This is a genomic window from Parvibaculum sp., from assembly GCF_039973015.1.
Lineage (GTDB): Bacteria > Pseudomonadota > Alphaproteobacteria > Parvibaculales > Parvibaculaceae > Parvibaculum.
This window is the reverse complement of sequence record NZ_JBDWLT010000004.1, coordinates 59,377-76,802: the sequence shown is the minus strand read 5'-3', so window position 1 is coordinate 76,802 and position 17,426 is coordinate 59,377. Positions and strand designations below refer to the sequence as shown.

Here is a 17,426-nt window from a genome sequence, read left to right as displayed (position 1 = left end):
TGCAGACTAATAACCGTACTTGTCCTGACGGTCCCTGAAGGCCTTTTCGCCGCCCTCCATCGTCGAGGTAATCACCTTGCAGATTTCCGGCTTGTCGATCGCGCCGGCGCACTCGAATTGACGCTCGCCGCTATCCTTGACGTCGAGATATCCAACCAGTTCGGAAGAGCCGTTCACGACGATATTCGCGTTGTGGCTCGCGAAGATGAGCTGGCGGTTCTGCTTGGCGGTATGAAGCTTGTCTGTAAGGTCGGCGATTATCTTGTTATCGAGATCGCCTTCGGGCTGGTCGATAATCAGCGGGCCGCCCGGCTGTTCCAGCAGCATGAACAGTAGTGCGGCGGCGCGCTGGCCCTCGGATGCCTTCTCAAAGGAAATCTCGCGGGCACCGTCGCAATAGGACAAGGTGATTTCAGGTTTGGCTACCGCGGTCGCGATGGCTTCAACTCGCGACGTGTCCATGCGTTCGGTCAGCGCTGACCGAATACGCTCGGTATCGCCGAGTATCTTCATGAGGTCGGGGCACTTCGGCTGCTCCTCGCTGCTAGCCGCTCCCATCTGGCGCCAGTACAGCAGCGAAAGACAGTCTGTACGCAGCCGGTCCGCCATATCCGCTGCTGAATCTTTGGCAAGAGCGTCTTCAAGCCGGTCGATGCGCGTCGCCTCCTGAGACCCCGTCTTGGCGGCAACCGCGTCGATCGCCTCTCTGATCTCCGAAGTATCGCCGGCGGCGGCAACGATGGCTTTGATCTTGCCGCTCGACAGCCTTTCGATCTCTTTCGCCCAAGCCTGGGTGCGTTCTGCCCGCTGATCGTTGACAGTCCTGAGACCGGCAAGAACCTTGGTCAAGGCGGCAGTGGGATCACCTTCGGCCTTGAGCCTCGCTTCGAGATCGCCGATCTGGTTGGTGAGCTCGGTGATTTCCTCGCGGAGCTTGATGATCTGCGCGGTGACCGTCTTGTGGGCGCCGAGCTTTTCCAGCACGGCATCCCGGGCGGTCCGCGCCTGCTGTAACTTCGCGGCCCAAGCGGTTTCGGCACCGGTCAGGACGGTGCGCCTCTTGGCAAGGTCAGCCCGCAGCTGCTTTATGCCGGTGCCGAAAGTCTTGAACAGGTCGCGATAGCTTTGCTGAACGGCTTCCACCTCTCCCTTGAGGTCCGTTGAAAGATCGCGCTCGTTGACAAGTTCGGCGGCGCTCACCTCCAGCTCCTGCAGAATCTGGTCGGCATGCTTTGATGCCTGAAAGCGCTTCGACTCAAAGTCGTTCGCCTTGTCGAAGTGATCCACCTTGGCCTGGTCGTCCGGCGACAGGGTCGGCAACGTCTTCTCAAGAGCCTCGACGCGCTGACGAAGCGAGTCCCTCGTCGTCGTTAGGTTGCGGAGTTTCGACTGCTCCAGCCAATGCTTGGCAACAGCTTGGATCGCCGCCCTGACCTTTCCCTTTGCGGCTTCGATATCGGCGGCCAGCCGGTCATCCTCCTTCTTGAAATCCGGATTGACGAACTGGAGTAAATCGGAGAGTCGGGTTTTCTGGCCCGCCTGCTTGCCAATCTCGGCGAGCTCGCCCTGGCTATACACGACGGCGGGAAACAGCGCGCGCAGCTCCTTGACCGTGATCGTCTGGGTCGAACCGTTGGGATAGGTGATCCGAGGCTGGTAGGTGGTGGCCGGCCCACGGACAATCTTGAAAGGCGCATTATCCTGAATCACGGTCAGCGACACCTGCCCGCCCTTGGAGACGAGCGTATCGTTGATAAGATCGTGCATGCGGTGCGTGCCAGAGTAGTGCTCGCGTGGCGCGTCGTAGCAGCTTCGGCCCAGACCAAACGCGAGGTATTCGAGGAACGAGCTCTTGCCGCTACCGCGCCCGCCGATGACGGCGTTGAATTCCGGACTGAGCGTGATCGAGGTCGGTTGCAGGATCGTGGAGCCTTCTGCCTCAATGGTGGCGGCGACCAGCGAGGGTATCGCGGGCGGCTCAATCCGTATGCGGGACCGATGCCCCAGAAAGGCCTGCCTGATCGCTTCCGCCGTTGGCTCGGCCAGCTTGATCCAAGTGTCATTCGTACCGAGCGCGCCGTAGTCGGCTGACCGGCTGTCCGAGGTCGGGAGAGGGTAAATCTCTCTGGTTGACCACGTCTTGTCAGAACCGGAAAGCCGCGTGCGGTTCTTGGCGCCGAGCGTATTGATGGTCTGGCCGCGATCAAGATAGCCGCCGACATACGGCATTCGGCGAAAATCGCCGTGGCTGCCGTCTGTCAAGACAGTGTGACTGTTCCCCTGCGAAACATTCGGCAGGACGATGTAGCGGCCGCGCAGGTGCTCAACCTCGTCGAGCAGCCTAGCGATCTCGGGATAGGCGCAGGCGAGCTGCGTCACCTTGGGGGCCACGGCACCCTTCTCCTCAAGAGCCGCAAACGCGACCCCGAGCTTCCCTTGCGCCTGCTTGCGCCAGTCCTCGGACAGATCGGCATCGAAGATGATGAGGCACTGCTTGCCGCCGCTCGCCGTCAACTCCATCCCGGGAAAGAGCCAGAGGTCGAAGTCCGGCTCGGCTTTGCGGCGCTGTTCGATCTCTTTCTGAACGTAAGGGACCATGATCATCTCGTGATGATCCGTCAACGCGACCGCCTGCAATCCTTTCGCGACGCACTGGTCCACGAACTCCTTCGCCCATTGCGCTCGCGCCACGTCAACGTCCTGCGTGGTCGCCTTTGCGTCTGTCGTCGTAATGGATTCACCGAGGCCGACGGGCCTCGCGCCCGTCCAGTTCGGATCGCGGGGCGTATGTATCTGGAAATCACATTTTTTCCAAGAAGCGAAGCTCATGAGCAGCGCCACCATAGTCTCGGTAGAGACGCCTGCTGAAGTTGCCATTTCGTGCGTCTGTCATGGTTATCTAGCTGTACCATCGTTCATCTACCCGACATGCGCGAGAACCTCAGTGACCAGTTCACTGACGTTTCTCTGCCGCAATAGCCGTACCTCACGGTCTGCATCTGAAAACCCGCCAGGCTCGAACAGCGCGACGGCGACCGGACCATCCTTGAGATAACCTTCCGTCGTTTTGTCGTCCGTGAAGCGTGTGCGTAGGATGCCGAGCGCGCGGTCAATGACGGCGGCATGCTTACCTTTGTGCGCTTCGCGGAAAAGCGCCGCAACAGCCTCGGGGCCGCCGGGCCAGTGCTCGATGCAGTAAACAAGATCGTGTGCATCCTTGCGTTCACCCCGATCGTCCAGCGCCAGCGCCTTCAGGCACGTGAAGCTCACCAGATCCGCGAAGCGGATGGTTTCGATTGCCATGCCACCATCACCGAGAAGGGCGGCGGTAATCTCTTGAGTGAGATGATGGTCGAACACCATGGAAGCGTGCGGGATGTTCAGGGCCGATATCCGCCCCTCCGTGGGCAGTGGTTTTACCCTGCCACCCGCCACCTCGGGATTGTCCGCCAGAAGTTCAAGAATAACGATTGTGTCCTCGTCAATCCGAGCCTTCCACCGCCAGGAAACCTTCTGGCCTGCATCGTTCTCACCGCGCTCGAACCCCATCTTTTTCAGGTTCTCTTCGACAGTATGGTAGGCTTCAGTCTCGGCTAGCATCTCCAGCGCAACGACAATATCGACATCGCCGGTACCGGCGTGCGCGGGCGCGGCGGGCGGGCGGTCCGGGATCAGGTAGCGGGGAACGAGCCCACCGACGAGATAGACGGACCTTTTCCATGGTCCCAAGCCGTGCAGCAGCGTAACTAGAACTCGCTCGCAGCTTTCTGTAACGGCAGCACTGTAACCGTCCTGGGTTGTAGGCTTGGCCATCAGAAACCGATCCTTTCGTGGCGCAGGTGTGCCGCCATCTCGCGGGACCGCCCCTCACCCGTCAATAGGTCGAGATAGACCTGCACCGGGCTCGCAAGCCAAGCATCATCAACACGTTCTTTGAACAGAAACTCGCCCGATGTCGGCGTCTCTATGACGTTCAGATTTGCGCCTTCGCCGACGCTGCGTGCGCCGAGTTCGGCCAGAGCTTCCTCGGCCGCCGACCCCGGCTTCATACGGCATGCGACCTGCGAAAGCGCTGAAAGGAAAGGAGAATAACGCTGCGCGGCCGCTTCCCGCGTGATGACGTAGGAAACCTCATGCTCCCGGCATGCCGCAGCGAGGCGCCTGATAATTGTGTCCGGTTCACCACGCGGTACGTAGTAACGGCGTTCACCACGCAGCCGTGTCGCCTGCACCTGTTTGCTCCATTCGTCCAGGAGGGCCGTGGGGGCGATCAGGCGCCGCTCTTTGGCGGGACCTTGCCCGCGCGATTCGAGCCAGTCATAGCGCTCTAGCGAGATCAGGGTTTCCGAAGCGGTCGAAGGTGCAACCTCAGCGATCTCGGCCAACGCCGTCGCCCCGAACCATTCACCGCGCTTGACGAGTAACGTGTGGACTATCTGGGCGCGCTTGCCCTTGAACAGGGAGCGAACCGATTTTTCGAGGGTTTTCGGCGGCGGCTTTTCCACGAAGATGTAGGCGCCGGGGGCGGGTACGTAGAGGCTGCCGCCGGTATCGTAGTAGCCGACATTCTCGTGCCGCAGCAACTCCCGCGCGCCCTGAGATATCGATTCGGCCGCCAAGAACGGAATGTTGGAAGCGCCGTGCTCTACCCCCTCACGGTGGACATAGCGGTCAAGCTGCCAGAGGATTTGTCGCACGTCGCGCGGGTAGACCGATTTTTTGACCTCGATGAGAAGGACGATATTGCGCCCACCAACATCTAGGCGCATTTCGGCGTCAATCCTGTACTGACTACCAGAGTCGAGGCGTTCAACGACCGGCTCCGATGCTTCAACTTGCGGCAGCCCCCCAAATGCTTCCCGGAGATGTTCCAGCACGTATTGCTCGTTCCTGCGGGTATTCTCTAACACGATTTGAGCCATTTTCGCTGCACAGCATATAACCGACTTATAGTGCATATACGATAAAATAGCAATATTCACTGCGCAGCGAATTTTGAGGTGGAAGCGAAAGCTCAAGAAATGTTGCTTTGGGTCACAAGAAGCCTTGGCCAAGGTCGCGCCTACTGAACGAGTACCCTGCTCGCACGGGCGACAAACCGCGCACCACCTTTTTGTTAAACACAAATTATTATGTAGATAAATATAATTACATTAAATGTATGGTAATATACAAATTAGCTAGAACCTCGCCTCCAGACGAGATGAGCCTCCTGACCATCCTCTGCCGGAAACAGCGCCGCATGAACGGGCGCCGCAAGTACCGGATCGTCGAGCCGGACACTCAGATACTCTTTCTCACCGCCCCGCTCCCGCCAGGCGGCGCCGACCTCGGAGCGGCCGACATAGAGCTTGAAGGCCGGCGCCCGTTCACTGTCGCGATTGTCGTTCGGCACAAAGCGCAGCTTTGCATCGATGATGAGGGTCCGGATGGTGCCGGACCAGCCACCCTCCTTCGTAGGCGTGAACATCCCGATCACAGACATCTCAATCCTCCTTATCGGTTGGCGGCAACGGCGCGCGAGGTGCACGTCCTCTCGATCCCGGCTGAGCGATACCGGTGCCTTTGCCCTCTCCTTCCGGCAACGCCTTCCGTGCCTTGGCAAAGCCACGATCAGCCTCCAGAAAACTCTGCAGCATGTAGGGAATGAGCTCCGGCACCGATTCAGCCTCGCCATAGGTCTCGCGATAAAGCGCGGCATAGGCCTGCAGCGCCTTGTTGAGATCGGGTGGCGCGATGAAGGTGATCTTGACCGGCGTGCGGTCGGGGAGTTTGCCGAGTTTCAGGTCGGGCATGGTTCTCATCCTCGATAGGGACGCAGGATCAGGTCCTTCTGCACGATGACGCGGATCGGCCAGCCGGGCCTCACCGTGATGGTCGGCTGGATGTTGAGATTCTTTTCGGTGAGGCGCTGGCCGGCCTGCGAAACGTTTTGCTGCGTCGACTGGCGGATCGCGCGCAGGAGATCGCTCTCCTCGCTGCCGAAACCGAGCTCGGTGCCAACGCCCAGAAGCGTCGCCAGCGCCACGCCCTTGACGAGCGCCCATGTGTGGTAGTCGACCTCGTCAGCGACGCCGGCATAACCGGTGGCATCCGTCGCCGGCAGATTGTCGATCACGATCGAGGAACCATCCGGCATCACGATGCGATGCCAGACGAGCAGCGCCCGCGACTGACCGAAGGCGACGACACTGTCGTAACTGCCGATGAGCCTCGATCCTTGCGGAATCAGCAAAGCCCTTCCGCTCACCGTGTCAAAAATATTTTCTGTGATCTGGGCAACCACAAGGCCCGGCAGATCGGAGTTGAGCCCCGTGATCAGGCTCGCGGCGATGACGCTGCCGGCCATCAACTGATGCGCCGAGACCGGTTCCTGCAGCGTGTGGCGGTTATAGATGTCAGGATCCGGTCCCCGGTTCATAAAATCGAGCTTGCGCTGCTGATGGTTCTGGTCGCGCTCCGGATCGAGGTTGAGACGCTCGTCGACTGCGGCGACAGCTTGAAGACCTGTGCTCTCCCTCGCATCAGCCACTCTCGATTGCGAAGCACGCCCCTCGCCGCTTCCGCTCCCCTTCAATTGAAAGAACACGCCTGCTTCCGCCGCCTGCCGCGCCTGTTGCGCTAGTCTGAGCCTTTCGGCGCGAGCGTCGTTCTCCTCGGCGCTCGGCACGAAGGTCGGGCGGAGGCCGGCGCTATTGTCGATGCCGAGTTCCGCCTCGCGCCTGAGGATCGGGCGGCCAAATTCGCCGGGAAGCGGCGCGCCGAGTTCGGGGATCGGCTTCGGGATCTCGTCGTAGCTCACGGGCAGCGCCGCCAGCCCCTCCGCCCTCTCCTTACGCTCCGGGTGGTAGAGCTCCCCACCATCCGGCGCCGCGAGACGAAAGCTTGAGCCTTCCAGCGCCAGAAAGGCGAGCGCGAAAATCGTCGCCGAGCCCGTCGCCGCGACGCCGATGACGACACTGCGCCGGAACCGTGTCACACGGCGCGGCTTGGCGCGCAGCGCCAGCGTTTCGGGATCGACTTTCCCCGACGACTGCGTCTGACCCTGAGGCGAGGCGGGACCGGCCATATCTCTCTCCTATCGTCCCGGCCGCAGCCGCGAGGGGCGATCATCGACGACGCCCGCTACCCTGTCGGTGCGGCTGATGCGCACCACCTGTTGCGGCGCCTCGCCGAGGTGCAATTCCGCCGCCGCGAAGAGGCGATCGACAATGTAGTAATGGCCGCGCAGCCGGTAATTGACGAGTTCGCTGCCGCCCGAGGGGCCGACCACGAAGAGCGGCGGTGCCTCGCCCTGATCGAACCGCGCGGGAAACTCGATATAGACTTTCGAACCGTCATCGAAGGCGCGGAGCGGCCGCCAGGGCGGATTATCGCCCGTGATCTCGTAGCGGAAACGGAGCGCGGCGAGATCGATACCGCTTGCGATTGCCGATGCCGCTTGCGCCCTCGCGTTCCGCGCCTGCAAGGCGAGCAGCTCGTCGCGCGGATAGGTCCAGGAGAGTGCGGCCATGGCCGTCGCCTCGGTGCTCTGAAGCGCCAGACGATAGGCGCGGCGATCGGTGGTGATGACGAGATTGGTCTCAAGCCCGGCGGCGAAAGGCTTCACCAGCACATGGACACGTTTGCCGGTGCCGGAGCCACTTACAGTATCGCCGATCACCCAGCGCACCGTGTCACCCGCCGAGACGGCGATGAGTTCCTCGCCCGGCTGCAATGCGATATCGCTGACGCGCTCCGGCGTCGCATAAAGCCGGTAGAGCGCGCCTTCAGTGAAGGGATAGACCTGGATCGCATTGATATAGCCATCCCGCATGGGTTCGATCAGCGCCTCCTTGTTGGCGGCATCGACCCGTTCCGTCGGCACCCGCTTGTCGGGCTTCGGTTTCGCCGTATCGAGAGGCTGCAACTGACCCGGCAGCGGCAAAGGCTCCGGCAGGGCGACGATCTCGACGGGTTTCGGGGGCTGAGGTTCGAGCTGTGCCGGTTGCAGGTCGACCGCGTCATAGCGGATCTGGGGTGGCGGCACCTTGTCGGCACAGGCGGTCAACACAAGCGCCGAGATGCTTACCATCAAGAACGAACGGATCGGGGTCATCTGGTTCTCCTTGGTCAGGGGGCTTCACCGGCGTTGAGTTCGCGTGACCAGTCGAGCGCCTCGACATAAAGGCCGAGCGGGTTCTTTCGGAGCGTCTCGGCATTGCGGGGCGGCCGAATGCCGATGGTGAGAATGGCGGTCCAGTGGGTCGTCGCGGCGAGGCTGCCGCGCTCGTAAAGCCGCTCGCGCCATTTGACCTGGAAGGAGCGCTCCGAGACGCGGACGACGCTGGTCACCTCGACGGATACATTGCGCGTGCCGACCGATTTGAAGGGATCGCTCTCGCGCGCGAATTCGTTGAGGAATGTCGCCGCCCTGCCGGTCGCATGGTCGTAGGCTTCGAGCCAGTTCTTCCGCAAGACGATAGGGTCGGAGGAAAGCGAGCGGACATTCGAGATGAAGCGCGCCAGCACAAAGGCGATCTGGGCATCTCCCGGCGTATAGGCCTCGATAGCGGGGCGCACAGCGCGGACCTCGCCCGAACGCTCGATCTCGACCACGTACGGGGTCACGTGAGACTGCAGCGATTGCCAGTAGAGGCCCGCCGACAGCCCGGCGCTTAGCGCGAGACATCCAAATGCCATCAGCCGCCAGTTTCGCGCCTGAACGCGCGCCGCGCCGATGCGCTCGTCCCAGGCTTGTGCCGCCTTCTGATAGGGGGTGACCGGTTCGGGGGTGCGGCCATATCGCTCCGTGGCACGTTTGAAGAGCATCAGGACCTCCCATCGTCGAAGGAAGGATTGGCGCCGGCACCCGGCCGGTCGCCTTCGCGGATCGCCTGCATCGCGGTCTGGGTATGGGTGCGGCGGCGCTGCTCGGCCCGGAGACGCCGCGCCCAGTCGGGTGTCCCCGCCGCCATGCTTGAAGACATTCCGGCAGAAGACGATGCGGCCATGCCCGGTACAGGCCCCATCCCCACCGCACCGGCCGTCGCGGTGCCCATGCCGGTGCCGGCCCGAAGTGCCGAAAGTCCGGCCGCACTTCCCATCCGGGCCGCCCCGAGCGCCATGCCGCCGGCCAGCGCCGCACCGGCCGCAACGCCACCGGTCGCCCCGACCACCGCGCCTGCACCAAGCTGCGGCGCGCCGGAGACGAGGCCCGCGGCAATGCCGGGCCCGAAAATGCCGAGCCCGAACAAAGCGAGCGAAGCCAGCACCAGCGCCATGGCGTCGTTGAGATTGGGCTCGCGGCCCTGAAGCGCCGTCACGAAATCGGTGAAAAAGCCCGAACCGATGCCGATGATGACGGCGAGCAGCATCACCTTGACGCCCGAGGCGACGACATTGCCGAGCACACGCTCGGCGAGAAACGCCGTTTTGGTCCAGAGCGCGAAGGGCACCAGTACGAAGCCCGCCAGCGTCGTCAGCTTGAACTCGATGATGGTGATGAAGAGCTGCACCGCCAGGATGAAGAAGGCGGCGATGACGACCGTCCAGGCGAGTACCAGCACGATGATCGTGACCGCATGGTTGAAGAAACTCGTGAACCCCATCAAGGAGCCCGCCTGTTGCAGGAGCGGCCAGGCCGCCTCGAAGCCGATACCGGCGAGATAGCCCGGCCGGAGCAGGTCGTCGGCGGTGAGCTCGTTCTCCGCCGCATGCAGACCGAGGCCTGCGAAGGAACGGAAGATGATGTCGGCAAGGCCTGCAAAATTATTCAGGATCAGCGCGAAGACGCCGACATAAAGGACCTTCCGCAGGAGACGGCCCAGCACATTGCTCTCCTCCATCGCCCAGAAGAGACCGGCCAGCGTGATGTCGATGCCGATGAGGATCGCGGTCAGGAAGGCGACATCGCCCTGCAGCAGTCCGAAGCCGCTGTCGATTGCCTGGGTGAAGGCTTCCATGAACCGGTCGATGACGCCAAGATCGTCCATGCCGCTCGCTCCTCGCCTCTTACTCTTCGTTTGTCACTCTTCGATTGTCACCGCGCCCCGTAGGCTTTTCCCTCGCCCATGAAGCGGTCGAAGCTTGCGCGGGCCTGTTCCTCGGCCTGGGCCTTGCGTGCCGCATCAAGCGCTTCGGCGCGATATTGGGCCGCCATCAGGCTCTGGATCTGAAGCTGTTGTTTCGTCGAAAGCGCGAGCAACTGGTTTGCCGCCTGCTGCGCCTGAAGCGCACCGACCGCGCCTTGCGAGGCGGCGACCAGCGAGACGAGCGCCGCCTGGTCGCTCTCGACATTGCGCGCGATGCCCGCCTGCAGGCGCATCGTGTCGCCGTAGGCCGACATGGCATCGCGCCAGCGCTGTTCGGCATCGGCGAGAAGCACGTCGTGAGTGACCTCCGCGCCGTAGCGCTCGGGATAGCTTTGTTCCAGTGCCTCTTGCGTCGCCTCGATGGTGAAGGCGATGCCCCGCGCCTGATCCATCAGCTGACCGATCCTTGTCAGCCCCGAGACCATGCCCTGCAGCGTCGAGAGATCGAGATGCTCCAGGTTCCGCGCCATATTGTCGAGCATCACGGCCTCGTTCTGGAGCGAGCGGATCTGGTTGTCGATCTGCTCCAGCGCGCGCACCGCCTGCAGCAGGTTCTGCACATAGTTGGTGGGATCGAAGACGGTCATGGCCGTTGCCGGACGTAGGTATGCCGTTGCGAGACCAGCCGAGAGGCAGAGAGCGAGCAGCACGGCCCGCAACGTCTTGCGCGTCATGAGGACGTCTCCGATGAAGAAATTTTCGCTGTATGGATGTCGATGAGATCGGCGGCCCAATCGAGGCCCTTCGCGGCGAGAAATCTCTTCGCGAAACCCGCTGACCCCGTCTCATTCAACACACGACCGATGAGTTTCCGGTCGGCGGAAGAAGACGCGCCGCAAAAGGTGAACGCCACGGGACCGAGCCCGAGTTCGAAAAGCCGGTTGCCGCGGCGGGATTGGAGATAGTAGTGCCGCTTCGGCATGGCTTCCGCGATCAGCTCGATCTGGCGCGTGTTGAGACCGAAGCGCTCGTAAGCCGCCCGCGCCTGCGGTTCGATTGCGCGGTCATTGGGGAGGAATATCCGCTGCGGACAGCTCTCGATGATAGCGGGCGCGATGGCGCTCTCGGCGATATCGGCAAGCGACTGCGTCGCGAAGATGACCGCGACATTCTTCTTGCGAAGCGTCTTCAACCATTCACGGATGCGGGAGGCGAAAAGCGGGTCGTCGAGATAGACCCAGGCCTCATCGAGAATGAGAAGCGTCGGCGCGCCGGTGAAGCGTTCCTCAAGGCGATGGAAGAGATAGGTGAGAACCGGCATCACCGCGCCCTTCTCGTGCAGCAGTGCTTCCATCTCGAAACACTGGATGCCGGAAAGCGCGAGCCCGTCTTCTGCCGCATCGAGCAAATGCCCGAACGGACCTTCCAGCGTGTAAGGCGTGAGCGCTGCCTTGAGCGCGTTCGATTGCAGCAGGACGGAGAGGCCGGTCAGCGTCCGCTCACCGCACGGCGCGGAGGCGAGGCTCCTCAATGCCGACCAGACGGCATCCTTCACCTCCGGCGTCACCTCGAGTTTCTCATGCGTGAGAAGCGATCCGATCCATTCCGCCGCCCAGCCGCATTCCGCCGCTTCGTCGATTCGGGCAAGCGGCTGGAAGGCGAGCACGGCCTCACCATCACCGGTGCCCAGCGCATGATGGGCGCCGCCCATGGCGAGAATGGCGGCACGCGCCGAGAAGCCCTTGTCGAAGAGATAGATCTGCGCATCCTCGTAGCGGCGGAACTGCATCGCGATCAGCGCCAGCAACACCGATTTGCCGGCGCCGGTCGGGCCGACGATCAGCATATGGCCGACATCGCCGATATGGGTCGAAAGACGGAAAGGCGTCGCGCCCTCGCTTTCGGCATGGAGCAGGACCGGACCGTCCAAATGCTCGTTCCGCGCCGGCCCGGCCCAGACCAACGAGAGCGGCATCAGATGAGCGAGATTGAGCGTATGGACGATCGGCTGCCGGACATTGGCATAGACATGACCGGGCAGACTGCCGAGCCAGGCCTCGACCGCATTGGTGCTTTCGCGGATCACGGTGAAGCCGGCGCCGGTGACCGCGCGCTCGACGGCGCGGCGATACTCGTCCGCGACTTCGGCATCCTCATCGCCGACGGTGATCGTCGTCGTCAGATAACCGAAGCTCACATGATCGCCGCCCAGCGCCTGCAGCGCGAGATCGGCATCCACCACCTTGTTGTCGGCATCCGTATCGAGAAGCGGTGCCGGTTCATTGTACATGACCTCGCGCAAGAGGGCCGTCACCGATTTGCGCTTCGCGAACCATTGCCGGCGGAGTTTGGTCAGTTCCCGCGTCGCCTGGGTCTTGTCGAGCGCGATGAAGCGCGTCATCCAGCGATAGGGAAGCGCCAGATGATTGAGCGCATCGAGCAATCCCGGCCGGGTCAGGTTCGGGAAGCCGAGGATCGTCAGCGTCCGCAGATGCCGCGCGCCCAGCATCGGCTCGAGACCGCCACTCAGGGGCTCGTCCACCAGTACCGCATCGAGATAGACCGGCGTTTCGGGCGGCACGATCCGATGGCGCTTGGAGGAGACGGCGCGGTGGAGATAGGTGAGCGTCTCCGCATCGTCGAGCGGATGGAGCTCCGGCATGAAGCCCTTGAGGAGATCGGCGATCCGGTCGGTCTCGGCGATGAAGCCGTCGAGATCTTCGCGCCAGTCGCGCGTGCTGTCCGCCCTCTCCTTCTCAATGAGCCACCGCTCGGCCCGCGAGACCGTGTCCGCCAGCGGCATATAGTAAAGTGTGAGGTGGCAGGCGCTCTCGAAATGCGCCTTCTCCACGAAGCCCGCGCGGCGCTCGCGATCGACAAGCCATGACGCGGCATCGGGAAAGGCGCTGTCGGGATAATCCGCCGCCGCGAGGCGCTCCGCCTCGAAGAACAAGGCCCAGCCGGAACCGAAACGGCGCGCGACATTGTTGAAGCGGGCCGCGACACCGATCAGTTCGGCTTCGGTCGCGCTTTCGAGATCGGGGCCGCGGAACCTCAGCGTCCGCTGGAAACCGCCATCCTTGTTGAGGACGACGCCCGGTGCCACGAGTGCTGCCCAGGGCAGATGATCGGCGAGGCGGTCTGGCTTGCGGCGGTACTCGGCGAGGTTCAGCATGAGAGATACCCCTTCTGCCGGAGATGGCGCGCCAGCACCTGCCCGAATTGCGGATCGCGTTTCGCCGCGAAGACGCAAAGCGTGTGACCGGCAAGCCAGAGGACGAGGCCCGCGATCCAGAGCTGAAGGCCCAAACCAAGGGCGGCGGCAACGGTCCCATTGAGGATCGCAACACTGCGCGGCGCGCCGGCAAGCAGGATCGGCTCGGCAAGGGCGCGGTGAAGCGGCACTTCGAAGCCTTCGAGATGGCCGCTCATGCGATCAGCGCTCCGCCGCCGAAGGCGAAGAAGGAAAGAAAGAAGCTCGAGGCCGCGAAGGCGATCGACAGACCGAAGACGATCTGGATCAGGCGGCGGAAGCCCCCCGCCGTATCGCCGAAGGCGAGCGTCAGTCCCGTCACGATGATGATGATCACCGCGACGATCTTCGCGACCGGCCCTTGCACGGAATCGAGGATCTGCTGCAGCGGCTGCTCCCAGGGCATGCCGGTGCCGGCGGCCTCTGCGGCGCCGATAAACACCATGGTCAAAAACAAGGACAGCGAACCGGTTCGGACAAGACGATTGAGCAAGCGCATGAAGTAGTCCTTTCGGGTCAGACAGTGGGACGATGCGGGCTCGTGGTATCGGTGACGAGATAGTCGCCATTGGCATCGAGGCCGGTGACTTGGGTGATGCAGCCGACGCGGCGCGCGGCCCCTCTTCCCTCGATGAAGACGACGAGATCGATTGCCTCGGCGATAAGGCGGCGCGGCACCACGGCGCTTGCCTCCTGGACGAGCTGTTCGAGCCTGTAGAGGGCGGCCCGGGCCGAGTTCGCATGCAGCGTCGCGATGCCGCCCGGATGGCCCGTGTTCCAGGCCTTCAGCATGTCGAGCGCCTCGCCGCCCCTGACCTCGCCGACAATGATGCGGTCGGGCCGGAGGCGGAGCGTCGAGCGGACGAGATCGGCGAGCGAGACCACGCCCGGCTTCGTGCGTAGCTCCACGCAATCGGGCGCCGCGCATTGCAACTCGCGCGTATCCTCGATCAGGATGATGCGCTCGTCGGCGGTGGCCATTTCGGCGAGAAGCGCGTTCGCCAGCGTCGTCTTGCCCGAACTCGTGCCGCCGGCGACCAGGAGATTGCGCCGGTCGGCGACCGCATCGCGCAAGGCGCTTGCCTGCTCCGGCGAGAGGATGCGGTCGGCGATATAATCGTCCAGCGTATGGATCCGTGCGGCGGGTTTGCGGATCGCGAAACAGGGTGCGGATGCCACAGGCGGCAGCAGACCCTCGAAGCGCTCGCCGCTTTCAGGCAACTCCGCGCTCACCACCGGGTTGCCGGCATGGACTTCCGTGCGGACATGCGAGGCCACAAGCCGGATGACGCGTTCGACCTCGGCCGGCTCGAACGCCACGCCCGTATCGACCCTGCCCTCGCCCAGCCGGTCGAGCCGGAGACTGCCATCGGGATTGACCATCACCTCGACGACCATGGGATCGGTGAGCGCGGCGGCGATCGCCGGTCCCATGGCGGTCCGGAGCATCGAACGGCGCCGCTCTCTCGACTGCGCTTCGGCGTGACCGCTCATGACGCCTCCTCCGTCTCGCCGCTGCGCAGGATCGTGTCGCGGCTCAGATCCCGCCTGCCGCCCGCGAGTTGCCGCCCGACCCGGTCGATAAAGGCCTCGAAACGGTCGCGGCCGACCGCACGGGCCGTCTGATCGGGCTCGGGCAGCGGTGCCGTGACGGTCAGCTGATAGCGGACGAAGAGCCCCAGGCTCTCCATCACGATCGCGAGATCGCGCTCGATGCGGTTCAATTGCCCGCTCATGCGGTCGAGCCGCACCTTGAAGAGATCGTCGAGCTCCTTCGCACCGCGGCGCGCGAGATAGGCGCGCAGCGCGTCGCTGACGATCGCGGATTTGGACGAGCCGGGCTTCGCGGCGAGCTTCTCGAGCTCCTCGGTCAGCGCATCGTCGAGATAGAGATGATGGCGGGGCTTCATCGTGCGCACCTTCAAAATCCGGGAAGAAGCTCTTGCGAAGCGCGTTGCCGGTCGCCGTCGCTCCCCGCATTGGCCGCATAGGCGCGTTTGATCGCGCTGCGTCCGGCGCGTTTTCCCCCATCCATTGCCTTGGGATCGGCACCCGCATCGCCGTCATCGTCGAAAAGGCCGAGCGTCGCCTCGCGAGGTTCGCGCGGCTTCGCGACCTCCTTCGCCTGCAGGCCCGGATGGCGCTGCTGCTGCAGCCCGCCTTCCTCTTCCGCCAGCCCGGCATCGGGATCGGGTACACTTGTGGCGGCGAGCCGATGATCGAGCCCACGCACCTGGCCGCTCCAGTCGTCGGGACGGGCGGCGGGCCGGTCACGGTAACCATTCTCGGCAAGGACCGGCGCCGGCTTCACCCGCTCGGTGAAGTTCCTGTCCTCGTAATAGCGAAGCTTCTTCGCCCGGATCGGCGCGAGGCCCGAGACCAGCACCAGCTCGTCGGCCGGCGGCAATTGCATCACCTCACCCGGCGTCAGCAGCGGGCGCGCCGTCTCCTGCCGCGAGACCATGACGTGGGAGAGCCAGGGCGCGAGCCGATGACCGGCATAGTTGCGCTGCGCGCGGAGTTCCGTTGCGGTCCCCAGCGCGTCCGAAATGCGCTTCGCCGTCCGCTCGTCATTCGACGAGAAGGCGATCCGGACATGGCAGTTATCGAGGATCGCATTGTTCTCACCATAGGCCTTGGATATCTGGTTCAGGGACTGCGCGATCAAATAGGCCCTGATCCCGTAGCCCGCCATGAAGGCGAGCGCCGTCTCGAAGAAATCGAGCCGCCCGAGCGCCGGGAACTCGTCCAGCATCATGAGAAGCCCATGACGCCGGCGCTTCGCCGGATCGCCTTCGAGCTTCTCGGTGAGGCGCCGCCCGATCTGGTTGAGCACGAGACGCACCAGCGGCTTCGTGCGCGAGATGTCGGCCGGCGGAATGACCAGATAGAGCGAGACGGGCCGTGCCGCATCGACGAGATCGGCGATCCGCCAGTCGCAGGCCGAGATGGTCGCCGCGACGATCGGATCGCGGTAAAGCCCCAGAAACGACATGGCGGTCGAGAGCACGCCGGAGCGTTCATTGTCGGACTTGTTGAGGACCTCCCGGGCAGCCGACGCCACAACGGGATGGACCTCCGGGCGGTCCGGCGTGCCCAGATGGTTCGTCGCCATCATGGCGCGCAGCGTGTGCTCGAAGGAGCGTCGCGGGTCCGACAGCAGCGTCGCCACCCGGGCAAGCGTCTTCTCTTCCTCCGCATAAAGGACATGCAGGATCGCGCCGACCAGCAGGGCGTGGCTCGTCTTCTCCCAGTGATTGCGCCGTTCGAGCGCCCCTTCCGGATCGACCAGGATATCGGCGATGTTCTGAACATCGCGGACCTCGTCGGGGCCCTTCCGCACTTCAAGCAGGGGGTTGTAGCGGGCGGAGCGCGGATCGGTCGGGTTGAAGAGGAGGCAATGGGAAAAGCGGCTCCGCCAGCCGGCGGTCAGCTGCCAGTTCTCGCCCTTGATGTCGTGAATGACGGCAGACCCCGTCCAGGAGAGCAGCGTCGGGACGACAAGCCCGACGCCCTTGCCGGAGCGCGTCGGCGCGAAAGCCATGACATGCTCCGGTCCGTCGTGACGGAGATAATGCTCGCCCAATCGTCCGAGAAACACCCCGGCCGCGCGGAAGAGCCCCGCCCGCTCGATCTCGCCGCGCTTCGCCCAGCGCGACGAACCATAAGTGGTGACGAGTTTGCCCTGCCTGGCCCGCCAGAGAGAGCCGACAATGGCAACCGCGCAACCGGCGACGCCACTCGAAGCCGCGATCGCACCCGCTTGCGCGAAGATGTCCGGCGCATAGGCCTCATAGGCATACCACCACTCGAAGAGCCGCCAGGGGTAATAGACGGGCCATGACAGGAGAACGAACCAGGGCGCGCCGAGACGCGTCTGGAAGCCGAGTGCGAAGGCTGCCCATTGCGTCGCGGTCCAGACACCCAGAATGACGATCGCGAAGACGATCAGCGCCTGACCGATCAGAAGTTTTGTCGGGGTCATCCGTCTCTCTCCATCGCGCCAAAGCTCGCGAGAACGAGAGACAGGATTCAATCGGAAGGAGGATTCTGAAAATCGCCTTTATCTGCGCCCTCACGCGACGATGAACGCAGACGAGAAAGAGAGCGCCCGTGAGAATGCATGAACGTGAGAGCAAGGACTCTGGAAACGCGAATTC

Annotated in this window: 16 protein-coding genes; all 16 read right to left on the bottom strand. The window is 63.4% G+C overall.

The window, feature by feature from the left end:
- Positions 1 to 6: 6 nt before the first annotated feature.
- Positions 7 to 2,841 carry a TrlF family AAA-like ATPase gene (locus ABJO61_RS03275; RefSeq protein ID WP_348330723.1) on the bottom strand — a complete coding sequence of 945 codons (2,835 nt, stop codon included), beginning with the start codon at positions 2,839 to 2,841 and terminating at the stop codon, positions 7 to 9.
- Positions 2,842 to 2,919: 78 nt separating this feature from the next.
- The gene (locus ABJO61_RS03270; RefSeq protein ID WP_293328710.1) at positions 2,920 to 3,813 is read right to left on the bottom strand and encodes an antitoxin; all 894 of its coding nucleotides are present in this window, start codon (positions 3,811 to 3,813) and stop codon (positions 2,920 to 2,922) included.
- Entirely contained in the window at positions 3,813 to 5,018 is a 1,206-nt protein-coding gene (locus ABJO61_RS03265; protein WP_348323351.1) for a type IV toxin-antitoxin system AbiEi family antitoxin, read from the bottom strand. Before ABJO61_RS03265 ends, ABJO61_RS03270 begins: the two co-directional genes overlap by 1 nt.
- A 158-nt stretch (positions 5,019 to 5,176) precedes the next feature.
- On the bottom strand, positions 5,177 to 5,485 hold the full coding sequence (locus ABJO61_RS03260; protein ID WP_293328712.1) for a DUF736 domain-containing protein: 309 nt from the start codon (positions 5,483 to 5,485) through the stop codon (positions 5,177 to 5,179).
- A gap of 1 nt (position 5,486) precedes the next feature.
- On the bottom strand, positions 5,487 to 5,795 hold the full coding sequence (locus ABJO61_RS03255) for a DUF2274 domain-containing protein (protein WP_293328713.1): 309 nt from the start codon (positions 5,793 to 5,795) through the stop codon (positions 5,487 to 5,489).
- 5 nt (positions 5,796 to 5,800) lie between these two features.
- Positions 5,801 to 7,069: a TrbI/VirB10 family protein gene (locus ABJO61_RS03250; protein ID WP_293328714.1), complete on the bottom strand. Its 1,269-nt coding sequence runs from the start codon at positions 7,067 to 7,069 to the stop codon at positions 5,801 to 5,803.
- 9 nt (positions 7,070 to 7,078) lie between these two features.
- On the bottom strand, positions 7,079 to 8,098 hold the full coding sequence (gene trbG / locus ABJO61_RS03245) for a P-type conjugative transfer protein TrbG (protein WP_293328715.1): 1,020 nt from the start codon (positions 8,096 to 8,098) through the stop codon (positions 7,079 to 7,081).
- 14 nt (positions 8,099 to 8,112) lie between these two features.
- Entirely contained in the window at positions 8,113 to 8,811 is a 699-nt protein-coding gene (trbF, locus tag ABJO61_RS03240) for a conjugal transfer protein TrbF (RefSeq protein ID WP_290891757.1), read from the bottom strand.
- Entirely contained in the window at positions 8,811 to 9,974 is a 1,164-nt protein-coding gene (gene trbL, locus ABJO61_RS03235) for a P-type conjugative transfer protein TrbL (protein ID WP_348323350.1), read from the bottom strand. The genes trbF and trbL overlap by 1 nt, the downstream gene beginning before the upstream one ends.
- Before the next feature lie 47 nt (positions 9,975 to 10,021).
- Positions 10,022 to 10,747, bottom strand: a complete 726-nt coding sequence (gene trbJ, locus ABJO61_RS03230; RefSeq protein WP_290891755.1) for a P-type conjugative transfer protein TrbJ — start codon at positions 10,745 to 10,747, stop codon at positions 10,022 to 10,024.
- Positions 10,744 to 13,188, bottom strand: coding sequence for a conjugal transfer protein TrbE (gene trbE, locus ABJO61_RS03225; RefSeq protein ID WP_348323349.1), 2,445 nt, complete (start codon positions 13,186 to 13,188; stop codon positions 10,744 to 10,746). Before trbE ends, trbJ begins: the two co-directional genes overlap by 4 nt.
- Positions 13,182 to 13,445, bottom strand: coding sequence for a VirB3 family type IV secretion system protein (locus tag ABJO61_RS03220; protein WP_348323348.1), 264 nt, complete (start codon positions 13,443 to 13,445; stop codon positions 13,182 to 13,184). The genes trbE and ABJO61_RS03220 overlap by 7 nt, the downstream gene beginning before the upstream one ends.
- A complete protein-coding gene (locus ABJO61_RS03215) occupies positions 13,442 to 13,711 on the bottom strand; it encodes a TrbC/VirB2 family protein (protein WP_348323374.1) in 270 nt (89 codons plus the stop codon). The genes ABJO61_RS03220 and ABJO61_RS03215 overlap by 4 nt, the downstream gene beginning before the upstream one ends.
- A gap of 71 nt (positions 13,712 to 13,782) precedes the next feature.
- Complete coding sequence (gene trbB, locus ABJO61_RS03210) at positions 13,783 to 14,760, bottom strand: P-type conjugative transfer ATPase TrbB (RefSeq protein WP_348323347.1); 978 nt, start codon at positions 14,758 to 14,760, stop codon at positions 13,783 to 13,785.
- The gene (locus ABJO61_RS03205; RefSeq protein ID WP_348323346.1) at positions 14,757 to 15,176 is read right to left on the bottom strand and encodes a CopG family transcriptional regulator; all 420 of its coding nucleotides are present in this window, start codon (positions 15,174 to 15,176) and stop codon (positions 14,757 to 14,759) included. Before ABJO61_RS03205 ends, trbB begins: the two co-directional genes overlap by 4 nt.
- 11 nt (positions 15,177 to 15,187) lie before the next feature.
- On the bottom strand, positions 15,188 to 17,251 hold the full coding sequence (locus tag ABJO61_RS03200; RefSeq protein ID WP_348323345.1) for a conjugal transfer protein TraG: 2,064 nt from the start codon (positions 17,249 to 17,251) through the stop codon (positions 15,188 to 15,190).
- Between the last annotated feature and the right edge of the window lie 175 nt (positions 17,252 to 17,426).

Coding starts and splice junctions, on each gene's coding strand:
- ABJO61_RS03250 (WP_293328714.1), bottom strand. CDS start 7,069: ATGGCCGGTCCCGCCTCGCCTCAGGGTCAGACGCAGTCGTCGGGGAAA.
- ABJO61_RS03260 (WP_293328712.1), bottom strand. CDS start 5,485: ATGTCTGTGATCGGGATGTTCACGCCTACGAAGGAGGGTGGCTGGTCC.
- ABJO61_RS03270 (WP_293328710.1), bottom strand. CDS start 3,813: ATGGCCAAGCCTACAACCCAGGACGGTTACAGTGCTGCCGTTACAGAA.
- trbG (WP_293328715.1), bottom strand. CDS start 8,098: ATGACCCCGATCCGTTCGTTCTTGATGGTAAGCATCTCGGCGCTTGTG.
- ABJO61_RS03255 (WP_293328713.1), bottom strand. CDS start 5,795: ATGCCCGACCTGAAACTCGGCAAACTCCCCGACCGCACGCCGGTCAAG.
- trbJ (WP_290891755.1), bottom strand. CDS start 10,747: ATGACGCGCAAGACGTTGCGGGCCGTGCTGCTCGCTCTCTGCCTCTCG.
- ABJO61_RS03200 (WP_348323345.1), bottom strand. CDS start 17,251: ATGACCCCGACAAAACTTCTGATCGGTCAGGCGCTGATCGTCTTCGCG.
- ABJO61_RS03215 (WP_348323374.1), bottom strand. CDS start 13,711: ATGGTGTTTATCGGCGCCGCAGAGGCCGCCGGCACCGGCATGCCCTGG.
- ABJO61_RS03205 (WP_348323346.1), bottom strand. CDS start 15,176: ATGAAGCCCCGCCATCATCTCTATCTCGACGATGCGCTGACCGAGGAG.
- ABJO61_RS03220 (WP_348323348.1), bottom strand. CDS start 13,445: ATGAGCGGCCATCTCGAAGGCTTCGAAGTGCCGCTTCACCGCGCCCTT.
- trbE (WP_348323349.1), bottom strand. CDS start 13,188: ATGCTGAACCTCGCCGAGTACCGCCGCAAGCCAGACCGCCTCGCCGAT.
- trbL (WP_348323350.1), bottom strand. CDS start 9,974: ATGGACGATCTTGGCGTCATCGACCGGTTCATGGAAGCCTTCACCCAG.
- trbB (WP_348323347.1), bottom strand. CDS start 14,760: ATGAGCGGTCACGCCGAAGCGCAGTCGAGAGAGCGGCGCCGTTCGATG.
- trbF (WP_290891757.1), bottom strand. CDS start 8,811: ATGCTCTTCAAACGTGCCACGGAGCGATATGGCCGCACCCCCGAACCG.